Source organism: Oceanivirga salmonicida (assembly GCF_001517915.1).
Lineage (GTDB): Bacteria > Fusobacteriota > Fusobacteriia > Fusobacteriales > Leptotrichiaceae > Oceanivirga > Oceanivirga salmonicida.
In genome coordinates, this window is sequence record NZ_LOQI01000005.1 from 1 (window position 1) to 16,521 (window position 16,521).

Genomic DNA, 16,521 nt, shown 5'->3' on the forward strand with positions numbered 1-16,521 from the left:
TTTTACTTTTTTTTGAAAAAACTTTTTCTTTTTTTCTTTATTCTTAGTATTTACGATTTCCTTTTCATATTTTTTCTTTTTATTATAGTTATTTTAATCTTTTTATTTTCTAAAGTTTATAGTAAAAAACATATTTTATTATCGTTTAAAATTTGAGATAAATTATATATACGAGACTTATAATAAGGTATGTTTTATTATAAAGCATTTTATTACTACTTAATAATCTTCCTAAAATTCATAATCTAAAAATATATTAGCCCCAAACTTAGATTTAGTGTTTATATTAGCATTAATTCCTAATTTCAAGTTATTAATAGGTATAAAACTTACTCCTATTTGATAATCCAAAACCATTCTACTTAATTTTTCTCCTTGAAATACAGTGTCTTTATCTAAAATATTTACTTTTAATGTATTATTAATATTAGTATTTATATCTAATTTTAACCTATTATTGATAGTTATTTTATCAAAAATTGTTGTTTTAGTTGCTATACCAAATCCTATTTTATCGTTTATAAATATATTTTTTAATATTTTAACTCCTAAACTTGAATTTTCCCTAGCACTTTCAAACACATTTAAAACTTGTAAAGTGTTTGATATAAAGGGAGTAAAGATTGTTTTTATTTTATCAATTTTAAAATCTCTCTTAAATAACAATTTATTTTGAAACATTAATGAATGTAATTTATTTTTTACTTTTTCATCTATAATCTCTCTTGAAATTTTAGTATTATTATACGACAAAGAATTATCTATTATTATATCTAAGCTTTTAAAATTATGTGTATACACTATTCCAAATTCCACATTATTATTAATAAATTCAGATTTTACTTTGTCAAAATTATAGTTTGAATGTGTATAGACTCCATATAAATTTAGATTTATATTTTTACTGATGTTTTTACCATATGAAAAATATGTACTATTTAATATTTTTTTTAATTTTGAAGACTTGTCATTATCAAGTACATTAATATCTATAAATGTACCAAAACTAATTTTATTTTTCTTATCATATATATTGTATAGTAAATTATTTAATTTAATATTTTGAACTTCTAAATTCCCTTCAAATAAACTACTAATAAAATTACTATAATTATCTGTAAATATTTGTTCTTTTGCATTCGCTTTATCTATTGCCTTTGCATTTATTAAAGCAACTTCACTTTTTGATAATAATAAATTTTGTTCTGCTATTTTTATATCTCCATACTCTTCAAAAAATTTACGAGTATTTATATCATAACTTGCTATATTCCTTAGTTCACTCTCACTTAAATCTTTTAATTTTTTACCTGTTTTACTTCCGTTTATAAATTCTAATTTTACTATCTTATTATTGTTTATTAAAATTGGATTTAAGAAAATATTATCAGTTTTAATATCAATTAATATTGGATTTTCAGATATTATAACCTTATCTAAATCTATCTTTTTATTTCCATTAAAATTAAAATTTATTTTACCATTACTTTCAAAAGATTTTACCTTTAATTTGATATTTTGATTAATATTAGTAATACTCTTTTTACTTGATTTATATTCACCTATATTAGAATTAACATTAAAATTTACTATTCCTGAATTATGTATAATATTTATATTTATTTCTTTATTTCCATCTATATTTAGCTTTGCAAGATTTCCCACTTCATAATGAGATTTAGAATAATTTTTTAGAGTTAATGTACCATCAAAAATTTGAGTTTTACTAGTATATAACTGTTTTCCTAATAAAATTAATTCTCCTTTACCATTTTTTCTAAGACCCGCTGTTGCAATATTAGCATAATATAGTTTCTCATCATCTAAAACATTTGGTATTCTATGTCTAAATACTTGTCTTTCACTTTTGTTTAAAATTTTTCCTAAAATTGCTATTGTTGTACTCTTAGTTGTATTCCCATCACCTTTTAATCCACTAGTTATATCATTTTCAAATACACTAACCATATTAATAGGTATATTTACATAAAAATATCTATTCCCATCTTTATCAAATATTTTATCATAATTACCTTTAAAAAACTTCATTTCATCAATTAAACCCGCATTAAAATTATTAGGTCCTTTTAATGCTCTTTCTCTATTAACTTGACCCCACCCACTAAAATTATCTAAATAACCTCCATTATCTACATGATCTGCTGTTGTTAATATTATTTGTTTAACTTGCCCTAATGATAAAAACGGAAATTTTTTCTTAATATCATATGCTAATCTACTAACTCTAGGTGCAGAATAACTAGAACCTGTTACTATTGTATTATCTGTAATATTTATATAGCCATCATGTCCTACAACATGACTACGAAGTGACAGTGCTATTGGTTTATATTCTTGTTCAATGTTATTTCTATTATTTATATAAAAATATTTTATATCTTCATAAACTTTTTCTTTATTTTCTAATGTTGTTACTTTTTCAAAGTCTTTAAAGAGTTTGACCATAGGATTTTTATAAATATATTTTTCAATAAATTGATTTTTTACAAATATAGTTTCACTCCTTAACATTTTTTTTACTTCTGGACTAGCATTATCATAGCCTTCTACAAAACTTTTAGCAAAATATTTTGTATTAGTTCCTTTTGAATTATTTGATAGTGATGCAATTCTTAATGTTTTATTATGTTTATATTCGGCTGAATTATGTATTAAAGGAGTATAAAAATCATCTTTATACCTATATTCTCTTACTATTTTATCATTATACTCATTGTATTTATTATATTTATACATTTTGTCCATATAATCAATCCAACCATATGAATGGTTGGTAATTCCTATTATGTTTTTTATATTTATATAATCACGCGAATACAGAGTTAAATCTATATTTAAATTCTTTTCATCATCATCTACTTTCAAATTATTATTCACATCTAAAAATGAATCTAAAACATTTTGCGGGTGTTCATTATTATTTTTATTAAGTTGTGAACCTAATTTTAAATTATTAAATTTAACTTTAGATATTTTCCAATCATTTGCTCCAACAATGGTCTCTATAATACTAACTTTTGGGTTATCATCATAATCATAGTCTAAATTATCAGTTTTATAATCCTTATCTATTATTACATTATTATTAGCTTCAACATATCTTGAAATAATATTATCAATCTTTATTTCTTTAAAATCTTTATAGTTTTGTTCATTGATTTCCTTTTTTATCACATTATCTATAATTTTATCTTTTATAGCATTATCTACAATTTTATCTTTCACATTTTCAATAATTTCACCTTTTACATTGTCTATAATTTTATCTTTTATAACATTGTCTACAATTTTACCCTTTACATTCTCAGTAATTTTATCTTTTATAACATTATCTATTATATTTATACCATTTACTTCTATTCCCACACAACTTGGTAAAATACTAATTACTAAACATAAATTTAACAATTTTAATTTCATATTATATCTTCTCCAATTCATATTTAAGATACAATATTTTCGCTTGTATTTGCTTAAACTTATTTTTTATTTACCACGCATTATACACTCTTTGACATATTTTTGATAGCAGAAATTTCAAAAAAAATTAAATCAAATTTATTTGACAAAATTATAAAAAATATGTTAGTATAGATTGTTCACAAAGTGAACTAAATTAGAAAATTTATGAAAGGAAAAAAAGGGAGAAATATGAAAAAGTATATTTTATTTGTACTATTAATCATTTCTAATCTTATTTTTGCAAATGATGATATTACTGGTTATTGGTATAATGCAAAAAACGAAGCAGAACATACAGCCATAATTAAAATTGAAAAATCAGAAGATAATAAATATTTTGGTAAAATTGTAAAACTAAAAAATCCAATTTATTTAGATGGTGAAAATAAGGGTAAAAAGAAATTAGATTTGAATAATAAAAATCAAGATTTAAGAAATAGGACTATTGAAGGAATTAAAATAATTGAAAATTTCAGATATGATGAAAAAAACAATGATTTTAGAGATGGTACTATATATAATCCAGAAGATGGTAAAGTTTACTATTCTTATATTAAATTCCAAAAAGATGGAAAATTACATGTTAGAGGCTCTGTTGATGCATTAGGTTGGTTTGGAAAAACTAGAACTTGGTCAAGAGTAGAAGATAAACATTAATATTAATTAGTTACTCCGTTCTTGTTTTTTCATTTATAGACATGTCCCCCAATTAAATGCTATAATAAAAGAAACATTAATGGAGGTAAACCTTGAAAGAAATTATAGAATTTATTGTCCCCTTTGCTTCTAATTGTTTAGAATTAGTTGGAGTTATTATTGTAATAATAGGTTCTATTAATTCTTTAATTAAATTAATTACAAGCAAATTTGATCTCAATAATGTTAAAATAAAATTACAACTAATTAAAGCTCTTGAATTAAGTTTAGAGTTTAAATTAGCAGCAGAACTTTTAAAAACTGTATTAATACGCACAGTAGATGAATTATTAATACTATCTGCTATTGTAATTTTAAGAGTCATTATGACTTTTGTAATACATTGGGAAATCACAAATTATAAAAAAAGAGATGAGTTATGAAAAAATTAGAACATACTCTCATTACACTTCACAATAGTCTATACTTTTGTGTCTAGTTTTGAGTTGGGTGTTCTAATTTTTTATATATTTTTATGTATTAAAAACAGCACAGATAAAAGTGGAAGCGTTAATAATAATATTGCCATTGCTTTTAAATACTCTATTCCAATAGCACCTACTATTACTCCCATTGCAAATGATAGTACTACACTGGTAAATATTTTAATTCCATTTTTATCTTTTTTTACTATACTTTCTATCATTTTTCTAGTATTTCCTGTACACATAGTAGACATATATATAGTCTCTTCTATTTTCTTAAAAGTTTGTATTTGTACAGCACTCATAAATGAAATTATACTAATAGTCAACAAATTATATTTATTATCTTTAAAAATAAATATAATTAGTATTAAAACTACTTCTAATTATAGGCTCTGTTGATGCATTAGGTTGATTTGGAAAAACTAGAACTTGGTCAAGAGTTGAAAATAAATAAAACTATAAATCCCAATTCAAAAAAGGCTTCATTTTTGAAAATCCTTTTTATACCTTATATTATCTTCTATTGTAATTTTAATTTGAAGACTGATATTTATTTATTGCAATAAACCATAATTTATATGATATTATAGTTAAAAATATAGCAGAAAATATATATGCTAATAAATATGTCCAATTTATTGTTCCTTTTAATATATCTATTGGCCCATTAAAAACCATTAAATAAGAAATTAAAAATACAAAAATATACTCTACTGGTTTTGGATAAATACCTTTTGGTTTTAAAGAGGCGTCTTCCAACAGTTCTGGTAGTCCTTGAATTGAATTAGCTTTATCTGTATAAAAAACAATTAATACTAATAATCTTGATATGAGAAACATATACCATACCCCTAATATTACCATAACTGCCCATCCAGTAATTTTCAAAATAGATATATCTTGTATTATAAATAAATATATTTGAAAAATTATACCCATTATTGCTGTTATTAAATTTTGCAAATCTATTCCATAAAATGTATACAACCAATATGAATTTATAGGTCTTATAAATTTATAATCCATTTCTCCTTCTAATACTTCATCGTAAATACTTTCATTACCGACTATAAAAAAACAATAATTTAAAGAAGTTAATATAAAACCAGTAGAAATTAAATTTATACTGTCCATAAATGTATAACCCGCAATATTATCAGTATAACCATAAAATATATAACTACTTAATATTTGTAACACAAAAAATAATATTGATACTATAAACATTATAATTGAAGAAGTTCTATATGCCAAAGACTGTTTTAAACTATTTTTAGACAATGTTATAAATAATCTAAAATTCATATTATGCCCCCATTCCTTCATATGTTTTTAATCCTTTTATCAATAAAAATCTATACAGTATCTTTAAAATTATAATCCAGATTATGCATGACAACATATAATACAAAATTTGATTAAATTCAATTTTACTTTCTAATATCTTAGCCAATACATATGAAACTAATGAAAATGGATTATATTTAACAATTAAAAATATATTTTTAGGCAATAAATCCAACGGAAAATATACACCCGCTAATATATAAAATATTCCATTGAATAATCCATTTAAAGACCATGTTTGTATAATCCAAAATCCTATTGTCGATATAACTGCTATTAAATAATAATACATTATTATTGTAAAAAATACATAAATAAATACAAAAAACTTATAATCTATTTTTGAAATTAATATCATTATTAAAAACATTGACATCACTATAAATTTATTTCCCATATATTGAAAAAAATTTTCTTTTGAAAATGATATTGGTCTTAATAAAATTGTTGTTAATTTACCTGTTCTAACTAATCTACCAATTCTATGAATATCGTTAAAATTATATAATAAAATTGTTAAATTTGTAATTAATATATATATAGTCATTTCATTAATATTATAATCTCCAATTTTACTTAATTCACTAGTTGTATATACATTTTTCCAAATAAAATATATTATAAAAAATTGAAATAAATTTATCCAAATCTTTGATAAAATATTAAACCTATGTTGAAATTTTATAAGAATTTGATTAATCATAATTTTATAATATTTTTTCATAATTGGTCTCCTTTAAAAATTTCGTATATTATTTCTTCTAATTCCTTAGTATTATCTTCAAAAGATATAATATTATTTTTACCTATTTCAAACTTACAATTATCTATTTTTTTAAATTCTATATCTTTAAATGGGAATTCATCTATTTCCGTATGAATTATGTATTTAGTTTCTACTTTATAACTATTTTTTAATTGCATAATATCAGTATCTAGTGTTATTTTTCCTTTTAATATAACGACTATTCTCCTACATAAATATTCTATATCTTTCATATTATGACTAGTTAATATTATTGTAGTTTTTTCATCACTATTTAATTTTAATAAAAATTCATGTATTGCTTTTTGACTAATTATATCTACCCCAATTGTTGGTTCATCTAAAAATAATATTTTCGGTTTATGTATTAAAGAACAAATTAATTCAAATTTTAATCTTTCTCCCAAAGATAATTTTCTCACAGGAATGTTTATTTTATCTTCTAGATTTAATAAATTAGTCATTTTCTTTAATCTATTATTAAATTCCAATTCATTTATTTTATAAATATCTTTTAACATTTTAAGTGTATCAATACTTGGTAAATCCCAGATTAATTGACTTTTTTGTCCAATAACTACACCAATTTCCTTCAAATAATTCTCTTCTTTTTTATATGGTATATAATTATCACATAAAATTTCTCCATTTTCTATTGATAATATACCTGTCATAAGTTTAATTAAAGTTGTCTTTCCTGCTCCATTTGGTCCCAATAATCCAACAATTTCTCCTTTATCAACTTTTAAACTTTTGATATCTATTGCATCAATATACTCATATTTTCTTTTAAAAAAATCTTTAAAATTATTTAAAAATCCAACACCTTTTTTATAAGTTTTATATTGATATTTTAAATTTTTAATTATTATCATAATTTATTACCTCATTTTCTTTTTTTTCAATAATTTCATTAAAATTAGGTATATTAGGAACAACTGGTACTCCTTCTGCAACTAAGTGAAAATGTTCAAAATTAGGTATTACTACTTTAATACACACTATATTATTTTTTTCAAATAATTTTGCCAAATAAACTTTATATCCTTTTAGATATAATTTTTTTATTATAAATTCTATCATATCTTTTAAATCTTGACTATTTAATGAATTATTTTCAAAATTTATTTCTTTATAAGTATCATAAATGTAATTTAAATTAAATATTTCTAAATATTTTTTCAAATTATTTTCTATAAATATTTTTTCTTTTTTTAATAAATTTTCTTGTTCAGTTATATCTGTTAAATGGTATGACTGCAAAAGTTCTAAAATTGCTCTTTCTAGGGCATACTCTGATAATAATGAACATCCACTTCCTTTATAAAATTTTCTTATGTCTTTATTTTTAGGGTACACTAAATAAGCATACAGGTCAAATTCATTTTTAAGTTGTACTATTTCAATTTCTTCCCCAATTTCTTTTTCAACTTCAAATAAAATTTCTTTTAATCTTTTTGTTAATGTAAATTTATTTATTTTTAAAGGAATATCACCTTTCATAAATACATCAATATAATGTTTTGACAATGATTGTCTTTCTATTAATTCATTTAAAGCATGTAATATTGCTTCTTTTTTATTCATTCCAATAGCAATACCATTATTTGAAGAATATACTGTTGCTTTTCTTAATTCTGTATATTCTTTATTTTCATAGATATATATCAATGCTTCTGGTAAAAAAAAACTACTTTTCCCATTGTATTCATTAAATTCTATTGCAAAATATTCTTTATTTTTCTTTTTTTCAAAAAAGAAATAATCTACTGCATTATCATATTCAAAAATTTCTTTTAATTCATCAAAATTAATTTTTTTAACTCTATTTTTAGATATTTTATTTTCATAAATATAATGTTCTAAAAATTCAAACAATCCACTAGCAAGAGATTGATTTCCAAATCCTTTTCCAGAACTTAATACTTCATTGGATTTAACTAAAATTGTTTTTATATTATTATTATCTGTATTATATTCTTCAACTTCATATTTTAAATTCATTTCTGTCATAGTTTTTTTTATATTTTCAATGGCACTGTCTACACCATATATTCTTTCAATATTTTTCATTTTTTCTCCAAATTTAATTAAACGCCAAGAAAATACTTGGCGTTTTTTTACTTACTATATTATAAATTAATTGATAATAATAACTCTAAAATTTCATCTTCTAATAAAATAATAGGTGCTGTAGTTGAATTAGAAATTTCTGTTCTTCTATGTCCCATTTTAATGCCCCCCCCCCCTTTTTGCTATATTTTCATTATATCATAAATCTCTTTTAATTACTATTTTTTATTTTTTATATATTTTTATGTATTAAAAACAGCACAGATAAAAGTGGAAGCGTTAATAATAATATTGCCATTTCTTTTAAATACTCTATTCCAATAGCACCTACTATTACTCCCATTGCAAATGATAGTACTACACTGGTAAATATTTTAATTCCATTTTTATCCTTTTTTACTATACTTTCTATCATTTTTCTAGTATTTCCTGTACACATAGTAGACATATATATAGTCTCTTCTATTTTTTTAAAAGTTTGTATTTGTACAGCACTCATAAATGAAATTATACTAATAGTCAACAAATTATATTTATTATCTTTAAAAATAAATATAATTAGTATTAAAACCACTTCTAAAATAACTATATATTCTCTCCAATGTATACTACTTTTTTTAAATCTGTCTCTTAACATTTCAACCAGTACTATTCCTATAATAAAAAATATAATAGGGAATAGATATTTTGTTATTTCTTTAAAATTAAAATTATATATACTATAAATCATTAATACTATATTCCCAGTTATAGTTGTCGCAAAAACTTTACCTTTCAAAAGAAAAGAATAAATTTCTAAAAAACCTCCTATAAAAGTAAGTAATATAGCTACTTTTAAAGTATCCGAACTTTGTTTTCTCATCAAAACCTCCTAATAAAAATATTTTATCATAATCTTAATATTTTGTCTTGCTAAAAATAATTTAAAAATGATACTATTGTAATGTAAATTTATTATATACAAAATCAATTTAGGAGGTACAAAATGAAAAAATTAAATAGTACTGATTATAATGCTTTAAATTATATTTTAAATAATAAAAAACTAAAAAAAATTGAATTATCTAAATTATTAGATATAACGCAACCAGCTATATATAAATTAGTAAAAAAATTAAGTAATTTAAACCTTTTAATTCTTGAAGAAAATTTTGACAAAAGAAGTAAATATAACATAACTATAAATAAAGATTATAAAAAAATTATAGGCTTATATGCTTCTATGAATTCAATAGAAATTATAATTTTTGATTTAGTTGGTAATATTTTAGAAAGTTTCTCCTATAAAATAAATTTAACTTTTATTCAGAAAACGAAAACTAGAAATTTTTTATTATCTGAAATTGAAAAAATAATAAATGATTACGGAAAAGAAAATATAGCAGGTATAGGTATTTCTATGCAAGCATGTATAAATTCTGATTTAGGTATTTTGATTTGTTCTGATTTATTTAATGAAAAGAGCATACATATAAAAGAATATATCTTTAAAAAATTTGGCATAGAATGTATCATAGAAAACAATATACATGCTATGCTTTATACTATTGATTTATTTTATAATAAAAATCCTAATAAAATTCTATATTACAATAAAGAAAAAACAAAAGGCTTTTCTATAATGATAAATAACAAAATATATAAAGGGGCAAATTTTAGTACAGGTTGTTTAAAAAATATGAATGATGAAGATATTATTAAATGTATTAATTTTTTAGATATAGATACCGTTATTTTAGATATTGCCCAAGAAAATAGAAAAGAACTTATAAATGTGTTACAATGTAATAGCATAGTTTTTAATGAACTAGAAAACTTAGAAAAACTTTCAGCAGTTACTATAGTTATTAGAAATTTATTTGATAATGAAAAATTAATTAAATTATAATATAAAAAATAAATACTATAAGGAGGTGTAAAATGAAAAAATTAAGTGAAGAAAAAATACAATCACTAAAAAAGAAACTAAAACATGAAGACATAGAGGTAGAAGAAGATGAGATTAATATAAATCTCGATGAAATTGCAGAAGATATTAAAGAATTAAATACTTCTGAAGAAATTCACGATTACCTTGATGAAATTCATGATGTTGATATAGCTGAATTTCTTGATGAATTAGATGAAGATGAAGAAATTATCAGGCTTTTAAATGCTCTGAGTTTAGAAGAAAGAGCAGATATATTAGAAGTTGCTGATGAAGATTTACAAATTAGAATAATAAATTTAATTTCAGAAGAAGAAGCTCTTGAAATTTTTTCATATATGTCTCCAGATAATATAGTTGATATACTAGGCTATGTTGATTTCACTAAAAGTAAATCTTTACTTAATAAGATGAAAAGATCAGAAGCCAATAAATTAAGAGAATTATTAGGTTATGACTCTGAAACTGCCGGTGGTATTATGACCACACAATATATAGCATTTAAAAAGAATTTAAAAATGAAAGAAATTCTTGATAAAATTAAAATTATTGGTCCAAAAACAGAATATATAGAAACAATTTTTGTTCTTGATTTAAATGGAGATTTAATAGGTGAAGCCGATTTAAGGGATATTCTTATTTCTTCAGAAGATATACTACTTGAAGAAATAATGGAAGAAAATATTAAATATGTCTATGCAGAAGAAGACCAAGAAGAAGTTGCAAGATTAGTTTCAAAATATGGGCTAAAAGTTGTTCCAGTATTAAATAAAAAAAAGAAATTATTAGGTATTATTACCATAGATGATATAGTTGACGTTATACAAGAAGAAAATACAGAGGATATTTTGAAATTAGCAGGTACTAGTAATGATGAAGATCTTTATACTAGTCTTTTTGAAATTATAAATAAAAGATTACCTTGGCTTTTAATTAATCTATTAACTGCATTTTTAGCAGCATTTACAGTTAGAATGTTTTCTACAACAATAGATAAAGTAGTTGCTCTTGCAGTTACTATGCCAATAGTTAGTGGAATGGGTGGTAATGTAGGTACACAATCACTTGCAGTTACGATTAGATCTATTGCATTGGGAGATTATGATAGTGATGAAAATTTAATAATTTCATTAAAATATGTTGCATTAGGATTTATTAATGGTATAATATTAGGGGTGGTATGTGGAAGCATAGTTTATTTTATGTTTGGTATTCCATATTTAAGTTTAATAATATTATTATCTATGATAGGTAACTGTATTATTGCATGTCTTATTGGTTATTTAATACCTGTTGGACTTAAAGTTTTAAAAATTGATCCTGCTATGGCTTCATCAGTATTACTTACAACAGTAACAGATGTTTGCGGATTTTTCTTATTCTTAGGTCTTGCAAGTTTATTTATAGAAAAATTAATTTAGGAGGAAAATTATGAATAACAAATTATTTTTGGGAATATCTTTAATACTAATAGGTATGTTTAGCCTTTTTGGCTCACTTTTACCAGATACTGCATTAAAATATATATTTAACTGGCAAATTATGATAATTTTAATGGGAGTTTATTTCTTATTGAAAAAGGGAATAAATAATGTAGCAGGAATAGCTCTTATTGCCACTGGTTCACATTTCTATATTGAGAAATTTTTACCACTTCCATATACAAATATAACATTACCAATCATATTAATAATAATTGGAGTTGTAATTATAGTACTCCACTATAAAGATAGTTCTAATGATAAATAAGAAAAACAAATAAAACAAACAGGGGTGCTTAATGCTGAGATTATACCCTTTAACCTGATGCAGTTAATACTGCCGTAGGGAGTTTTAACAGAGTAATTTTTTATTACTTTAATAACTCTCTATTTAGAGAGTTTTTTTATTATAAAGGAGTTTTATGAAAAAAATTATAAATTACAGTTTGATATTTATAATTCTAATTGTTTGGCAAATATGCTCTTACTTAGAATTAGTGTCAAAATTTTTATTACCTTCACCAGTTGAAATAGTACTAGCCTTTATACATGATTTTAAATTAATCATGTATCACACTAGTTTTACTATGAAAGTAGCATTTATTGGTATACTTATAGGTATTGTATTAAGCCTATTTTTATCACTAATAATGGACAAATTTAAAGTCTTACATGACTTAATTTCTCCAATTTTAATACTTACACAAACTATACCAACTATTGCCATAGCACCTTTACTTATAATTTGGTTAGGTTACTATATGTCTCCAAAAATAGTATTAGTAGTTTTAGCAACTTTTTTCCCTATAACTATTTCCCTTATAAACGGTTACAGGTCTGTTGATGAAGATAACATAAAACTATTAAAAGCAATGGGTGCGAATGAATATCAAATTTATAAATATTTAAAAATACCTTCATCTATGCCTTTTTTCTTCTCGGGTTTAAAGGTATCAATGTCTTATGCATTAATATCTGCTGTAATTGCTGAATGGCTAGGTGGTTATTATGGTCTAGGGGTATATATGACGCGTGTAAGAAAAGCTTATGCACTAGATAAAATGTTTGCTATTATCTTTTTCATAAGTATATTAAGTTTATTACTCATGTTATTTATAGATAAATTAGAAAAAAGAATTATTAAGTATTAAATTAGGAGGAAAAATGAAAAAATTATTAAGTATTTGTACTATGTTATTACTATTTTCTTGTGGTAGTTCAGAAAATGAAAAAATTAATGAAAATAAGAATGAATTAAAAGAAATTACCTTTGTACTAGACTGGACACCTAATACTAATCATACTGGTATTTATGTCGCAAAAGAAAAAGGATTATTTGAAGAATATGGATTAAAAGTAAATATAGTTCAACCAAGTGAAGATAGTTCATCAACTATTGTTGCAGTCGGAAAAGCAGAATTTGGTGTATATTTTCAACCAAATATGATAAAAAAACTTGAAAAAAATATGCCTATAACTGCTATTGCAGCAATTATACAACATAATACAGCAGGTCTTTTAACTCTTAAAAGTCTTAATACTAAATCTCCAAAAGATTTAGAAAAATTAAGATATGCTACTTGGGAAGATGCAGTAGATGATGCTACTGTTAAAGATTTAGTTGGTGAAAATATAAATCCTGTGCCATTTGGTGATGTTACTGACCCAATAGGAGCAATGAAACATAATTTATTTGATTATTTAATATCATATTATGCTTGGGATGGTATAAATGCTAAAATTAAAAATGAAGATATAGATTTCTATTTCTTTAAAGATTTTAATAAAGATTTAGACTATTATTCACCAGTAATTATTGCAAATAATGAATTTATAAAAAATAACCCAGAAATTACTAAAAACTTTTTAAAAGCAGCAAAACAAGGTTATGAATTTGCTATAAAAAATCCTAATGAAGCAGCAGATATTTTAATTAAATATGCTCCTGAATCAGACCCTAAATTAATTAAAGCAAGTCAAGAATGGATTTCTCAACATTATGTAGAAAAAGGAGAAAATTGGGGAGAATTTGATATACAAAGATGGGACAATTTCTTTAAATGGGTATATGATAATAAGTTAATAGATAAACCTTTCCCTAGTTCTTATGGTGTAACAAATGAATATATCAAATAAAGTAAAATTAAGTGTTAAAAATATTTCATATACTTTCAATAAAAATGAAGAAGTTTTAAAAGATATTTGTTTTGATATAAAAGAATATAAAACTGTTGCAATTATAGGCCCTAGTGGTGTTGGTAAAACAACTCTATTTAATATAATAGCAGGCTTATTAGAAGCAAATAATGGACAAGTTTTTTTAGAAAATGAAGATATTACAGGTATAACTTCTAAAGTTAGTTATATGCTTCAAAAAGATTTATTACTACCGTTTAGAACAGTTTTTGAAAATATATCTCTTCCATTAGAAATAAAAGGCCATAAAAAAGAATATATAAAAGAAAATATAGAAAAACATTTAGATGAATTTGGTTTAAAAGGCTTAGAACATAAATATCCCAAAGAATTATCAGGTGGACAAAGACAAAGAGCCGCACTACTTAGAACATATATGTTTTCTAATGAAGTAATACTTTTAGATGAAGCATTTTCATCACTAGATTATATTACAAAAAATAAAATGTATAATTGGTTTAATAATTTAAAAAATGAATTAAAACTTACTTGTCTTCTTATAACTCACGATATAGATGAAGCCTTATTTTTAGCAGACAAAATCTGTATTCTAAAAGGAAAACCAGCAACATTAAAATATGAATTTAATATTCCAAAAGATAAAGATATTTTAAGTCCAGAAGTTATAGAAATAAAGAAAGAAATATTGAAAATTTTAAGCGAATAAAAATAAAGAACATGTCTTCTAACATTATCACCTTTGTATTGTTAGTACATGTTCTTTTTATATAATTACATATTTCTCATTTTTTCCAATATCTCGTGTATCATTTCATGAAGTTTCCATATTTCATCTAAACAAGGTTTACTCCAATCATTGCATGTTTCAAGATAACTCCTTACACAAATATGACTAACCATTTTTAAACCCCATTCAATTTTCGGTATATCTCCATCTAAAAGTATTTTTAAGAATTTTTCATAATCTCTATGATATTCTTTCAGAACTTTATCATTATTATAGCCCTCATCTTTTTATATTTCATTAATTGTAATTTTAGTTTGCTTTATTAACATATCTATTTCTTTTTTTATCATGGCTTAACCTTTCCACTAATAGGTAACAAATTTTATATTCATCATATTTTAATTTTCGTTTTCATCAATACCTTTTGTTTCCTTGAGATTATCTAATACTAATAAAATATCAAAAATAACAACTATTACTGCCATTATTTTATATGAAATTACTATTTTTAAAATATGATAAGTTATAAAATAGAAAAATAATATATCTATCATTATATCAGTTCTTCTTTCATATAAATTTATGTCAAAATAGTAGAAAATAAACATTGTTAATAAAGTAATTGCTACACTTATATTTATTTGTAATTCTATACCAATATGTTCATAATTTAAAATCGTATCGTTTCTAAATAAAGTTAAAAATATAATCATGCCTATTATTAAAATATTTAGTATAGTCTTATTTATTTTTATATCAAAAATTTCTTTTCTATATTTTAAAATCAGATATATTAAAGTTAGTATAATTATAATTAATAATATCATAGACATATATAACTCCGTTTTATTTTTATGCACTAGCCAACCTATCATTCTATATTTATGTAAAATTATTCCTAAAACATTTATCATATACACATATTTAATTTTGCTATACTCTTTATTTTTTATTATCTCTTGAAATAATATCGTTAGTATAAACATAAATATATTATACCCTAGTGTATACACAATCATACTTAAAAAGATAAGTATTTTTTTTATTTTTTCATTCTTAATCTTTAACAATAAAATATTTACTACACTAAACTTTAACAATTCTACTATTATTAATTTTATACTTAATGTATTATTTGTAAATATTTTTATAACTGGTACAAATATTCCCTCAAATAAAGGAGCAAAAAGCAAAAATATCATTAATATAAAAATCAATTCTATTTTAAAGTTTATTTTTTTATCATTCATAATCAATTTCCTATCTATTTATTAAAATTAAAATCACCGAATAAATTAAATCAAAATTTAAAAATGCATATATATTAGAACTTACTAATGTCCCTTTAGAAAGAAAAATTAAAATATTTAGTACATATATAATTATTATTTTCTTCATTTTTATTCACTCCCTATTCTTATAGTTTTATAACTACA

The 16,521-nt window shown here is 22.3% G+C and carries 17 protein-coding genes and 1 riboswitch; of the genes, 8 read left to right on the plus strand and 9 right to left on the minus strand.

Annotated elements, in window-relative coordinates; genetic code table 11:
• Positions 1–231: 231 nt before the first annotated feature.
• Positions 232–3,441 (minus strand): S8 family serine peptidase, encoded by a 3,210-nt coding sequence (locus tag AWT72_RS01100; protein WP_067139511.1) that lies wholly within the window; start codon positions 3,439–3,441, stop codon positions 232–234.
• Between the two features lie 231 nt (positions 3,442–3,672).
• On the opposite strand from AWT72_RS01100, the gene AWT72_RS01105 reads away from it, so the two are divergent.
• The gene (locus tag AWT72_RS01105) at positions 3,673–4,140 is read left to right on the plus strand and encodes a DUF2147 domain-containing protein (RefSeq protein WP_067139514.1); all 468 of its coding nucleotides are present in this window, start codon (positions 3,673–3,675) and stop codon (positions 4,138–4,140) included.
• Between the two features lie 92 nt (positions 4,141–4,232).
• On the plus strand, positions 4,233–4,562 hold the full coding sequence (locus AWT72_RS01110; RefSeq protein ID WP_067139517.1) for a DUF1622 domain-containing protein: 330 nt from the start codon (positions 4,233–4,235) through the stop codon (positions 4,560–4,562).
• Between the two features lie 80 nt (positions 4,563–4,642).
• On the opposite strand, the gene AWT72_RS01115 is transcribed toward AWT72_RS01110, so the two are convergent.
• From AWT72_RS01115 to AWT72_RS01140, 6 genes are all read right to left on the minus strand, one after another.
• Positions 4,643–4,975 carry a YoaK family protein gene (locus AWT72_RS01115; protein ID WP_082680489.1) on the minus strand — a complete coding sequence of 111 codons (333 nt, stop codon included), beginning with the start codon at positions 4,973–4,975 and terminating at the stop codon, positions 4,643–4,645.
• Between the two features lie 163 nt (positions 4,976–5,138).
• On the minus strand, positions 5,139–5,912 hold the full coding sequence (locus AWT72_RS01120; RefSeq protein WP_067139523.1) for an ABC-2 family transporter protein: 774 nt from the start codon (positions 5,910–5,912) through the stop codon (positions 5,139–5,141).
• A gap of 1 nt (position 5,913) precedes the next feature.
• Positions 5,914–6,678 carry an ABC-2 family transporter protein gene (locus tag AWT72_RS01125; RefSeq protein WP_067139527.1) on the minus strand — a complete coding sequence of 255 codons (765 nt, stop codon included), beginning with the start codon at positions 6,676–6,678 and terminating at the stop codon, positions 5,914–5,916.
• A complete protein-coding gene (locus AWT72_RS01130) occupies positions 6,675–7,595 on the minus strand; it encodes an ABC transporter ATP-binding protein (RefSeq protein ID WP_067139530.1) in 921 nt (306 codons plus the stop codon). Before AWT72_RS01130 ends, AWT72_RS01125 begins: the two co-directional genes overlap by 4 nt.
• Entirely contained in the window at positions 7,582–8,793 is a 1,212-nt protein-coding gene (locus AWT72_RS01135) for a YcaO-like family protein (protein WP_067139533.1), read from the minus strand. Before AWT72_RS01135 ends, AWT72_RS01130 begins: the two co-directional genes overlap by 14 nt.
• A 232-nt stretch (positions 8,794–9,025) precedes the next feature.
• On the minus strand, positions 9,026–9,655 hold the full coding sequence (locus AWT72_RS01140) for a YoaK family protein (protein WP_067139536.1): 630 nt from the start codon (positions 9,653–9,655) through the stop codon (positions 9,026–9,028).
• A gap of 123 nt (positions 9,656–9,778) precedes the next feature.
• On the opposite strand from AWT72_RS01140, the gene AWT72_RS01145 reads away from it, so the two are divergent.
• The 6 genes from AWT72_RS01145 (at position 9,779) to AWT72_RS01170 (ending at position 15,064) form a co-directional block, all read left to right on the plus strand.
• Positions 9,779–10,681 carry an ROK family protein gene (locus AWT72_RS01145; protein WP_067139539.1) on the plus strand — a complete coding sequence of 301 codons (903 nt, stop codon included), beginning with the start codon at positions 9,779–9,781 and terminating at the stop codon, positions 10,679–10,681.
• Positions 10,682–10,713: 32 nt separating this feature from the next.
• Complete coding sequence (mgtE, locus tag AWT72_RS01150; RefSeq protein ID WP_082680491.1) at positions 10,714–12,141, plus strand: magnesium transporter; 1,428 nt, start codon at positions 10,714–10,716, stop codon at positions 12,139–12,141.
• A 10-nt stretch (positions 12,142–12,151) separates the two neighbouring features.
• Positions 12,152–12,469: a LiaF transmembrane domain-containing protein gene (locus AWT72_RS01155; protein ID WP_067139542.1), complete on the plus strand. Its 318-nt coding sequence runs from the start codon at positions 12,152–12,154 to the stop codon at positions 12,467–12,469.
• A gap of 10 nt (positions 12,470–12,479) precedes the next feature.
• A riboswitch (TPP riboswitch) is annotated at positions 12,480–12,567 on the plus strand.
• Between the two features lie 56 nt (positions 12,568–12,623).
• Complete coding sequence (locus tag AWT72_RS01160) at positions 12,624–13,352, plus strand: ABC transporter permease (protein WP_067139545.1); 729 nt, start codon at positions 12,624–12,626, stop codon at positions 13,350–13,352.
• A gap of 13 nt (positions 13,353–13,365) precedes the next feature.
• A complete protein-coding gene (locus AWT72_RS01165) occupies positions 13,366–14,337 on the plus strand; it encodes an ABC transporter substrate-binding protein (RefSeq protein WP_067139547.1) in 972 nt (323 codons plus the stop codon).
• On the plus strand, positions 14,321–15,064 hold the full coding sequence (locus AWT72_RS01170; protein WP_067139550.1) for an ABC transporter ATP-binding protein: 744 nt from the start codon (positions 14,321–14,323) through the stop codon (positions 15,062–15,064). Before AWT72_RS01165 ends, AWT72_RS01170 begins: the two co-directional genes overlap by 17 nt.
• Before the next feature lie 419 nt (positions 15,065–15,483).
• Here the strand turns inward: AWT72_RS01170 and AWT72_RS01175 are convergent, their stop codons facing one another.
• Positions 15,484–16,335, minus strand: a complete 852-nt coding sequence (locus AWT72_RS01175) for a hypothetical protein (RefSeq protein WP_067139554.1) — start codon at positions 16,333–16,335, stop codon at positions 15,484–15,486.
• A gap of 10 nt (positions 16,336–16,345) precedes the next feature.
• Positions 16,346–16,483 (minus strand): hypothetical protein, encoded by a 138-nt coding sequence (locus tag AWT72_RS09415; protein WP_156286467.1) that lies wholly within the window; start codon positions 16,481–16,483, stop codon positions 16,346–16,348.
• Positions 16,484–16,521 lie beyond the last annotated feature (38 nt).

Excerpts from the sequence above, each read along its gene's own strand:
- AWT72_RS01100 (WP_067139511.1), bottom strand. The coding sequence starts at position 3,441 with ATGAAATTAAAATTGTTAAATTTATGTTTAGTAATTAGTATTTTACCA.
- AWT72_RS01105 (WP_067139514.1), top strand. The coding sequence starts at position 3,673 with ATGAAAAAGTATATTTTATTTGTACTATTAATCATTTCTAATCTTATT.
- AWT72_RS01120 (WP_067139523.1), bottom strand. The coding sequence starts at position 5,912 with ATGAATTTTAGATTATTTATAACATTGTCTAAAAATAGTTTAAAACAG.
- AWT72_RS01125 (WP_067139527.1), bottom strand. The coding sequence starts at position 6,678 with ATGAAAAAATATTATAAAATTATGATTAATCAAATTCTTATAAAATTT.
- AWT72_RS01130 (WP_067139530.1), bottom strand. The coding sequence starts at position 7,595 with ATGATAATAATTAAAAATTTAAAATATCAATATAAAACTTATAAAAAA.
- AWT72_RS01135 (WP_067139533.1), bottom strand. The coding sequence starts at position 8,793 with ATGAAAAATATTGAAAGAATATATGGTGTAGACAGTGCCATTGAAAAT.
- AWT72_RS01140 (WP_067139536.1), bottom strand. The coding sequence starts at position 9,655 with ATGAGAAAACAAAGTTCGGATACTTTAAAAGTAGCTATATTACTTACT.
- AWT72_RS01145 (WP_067139539.1), top strand. The coding sequence starts at position 9,779 with ATGAAAAAATTAAATAGTACTGATTATAATGCTTTAAATTATATTTTA.
- mgtE (WP_082680491.1), top strand. The coding sequence starts at position 10,714 with ATGAAAAAATTAAGTGAAGAAAAAATACAATCACTAAAAAAGAAACTA.
- AWT72_RS01155 (WP_067139542.1), top strand. The coding sequence starts at position 12,152 with ATGAATAACAAATTATTTTTGGGAATATCTTTAATACTAATAGGTATG.
- AWT72_RS01160 (WP_067139545.1), top strand. The coding sequence starts at position 12,624 with ATGAAAAAAATTATAAATTACAGTTTGATATTTATAATTCTAATTGTT.
- AWT72_RS01165 (WP_067139547.1), top strand. The coding sequence starts at position 13,366 with ATGAAAAAATTATTAAGTATTTGTACTATGTTATTACTATTTTCTTGT.
- AWT72_RS01170 (WP_067139550.1), top strand. The coding sequence starts at position 14,321 with ATGAATATATCAAATAAAGTAAAATTAAGTGTTAAAAATATTTCATAT.
- AWT72_RS01175 (WP_067139554.1), bottom strand. The coding sequence starts at position 16,335 with ATGAATGATAAAAAAATAAACTTTAAAATAGAATTGATTTTTATATTA.
- AWT72_RS09415 (WP_156286467.1), bottom strand. The coding sequence starts at position 16,483 with ATGAAGAAAATAATAATTATATATGTACTAAATATTTTAATTTTTCTT.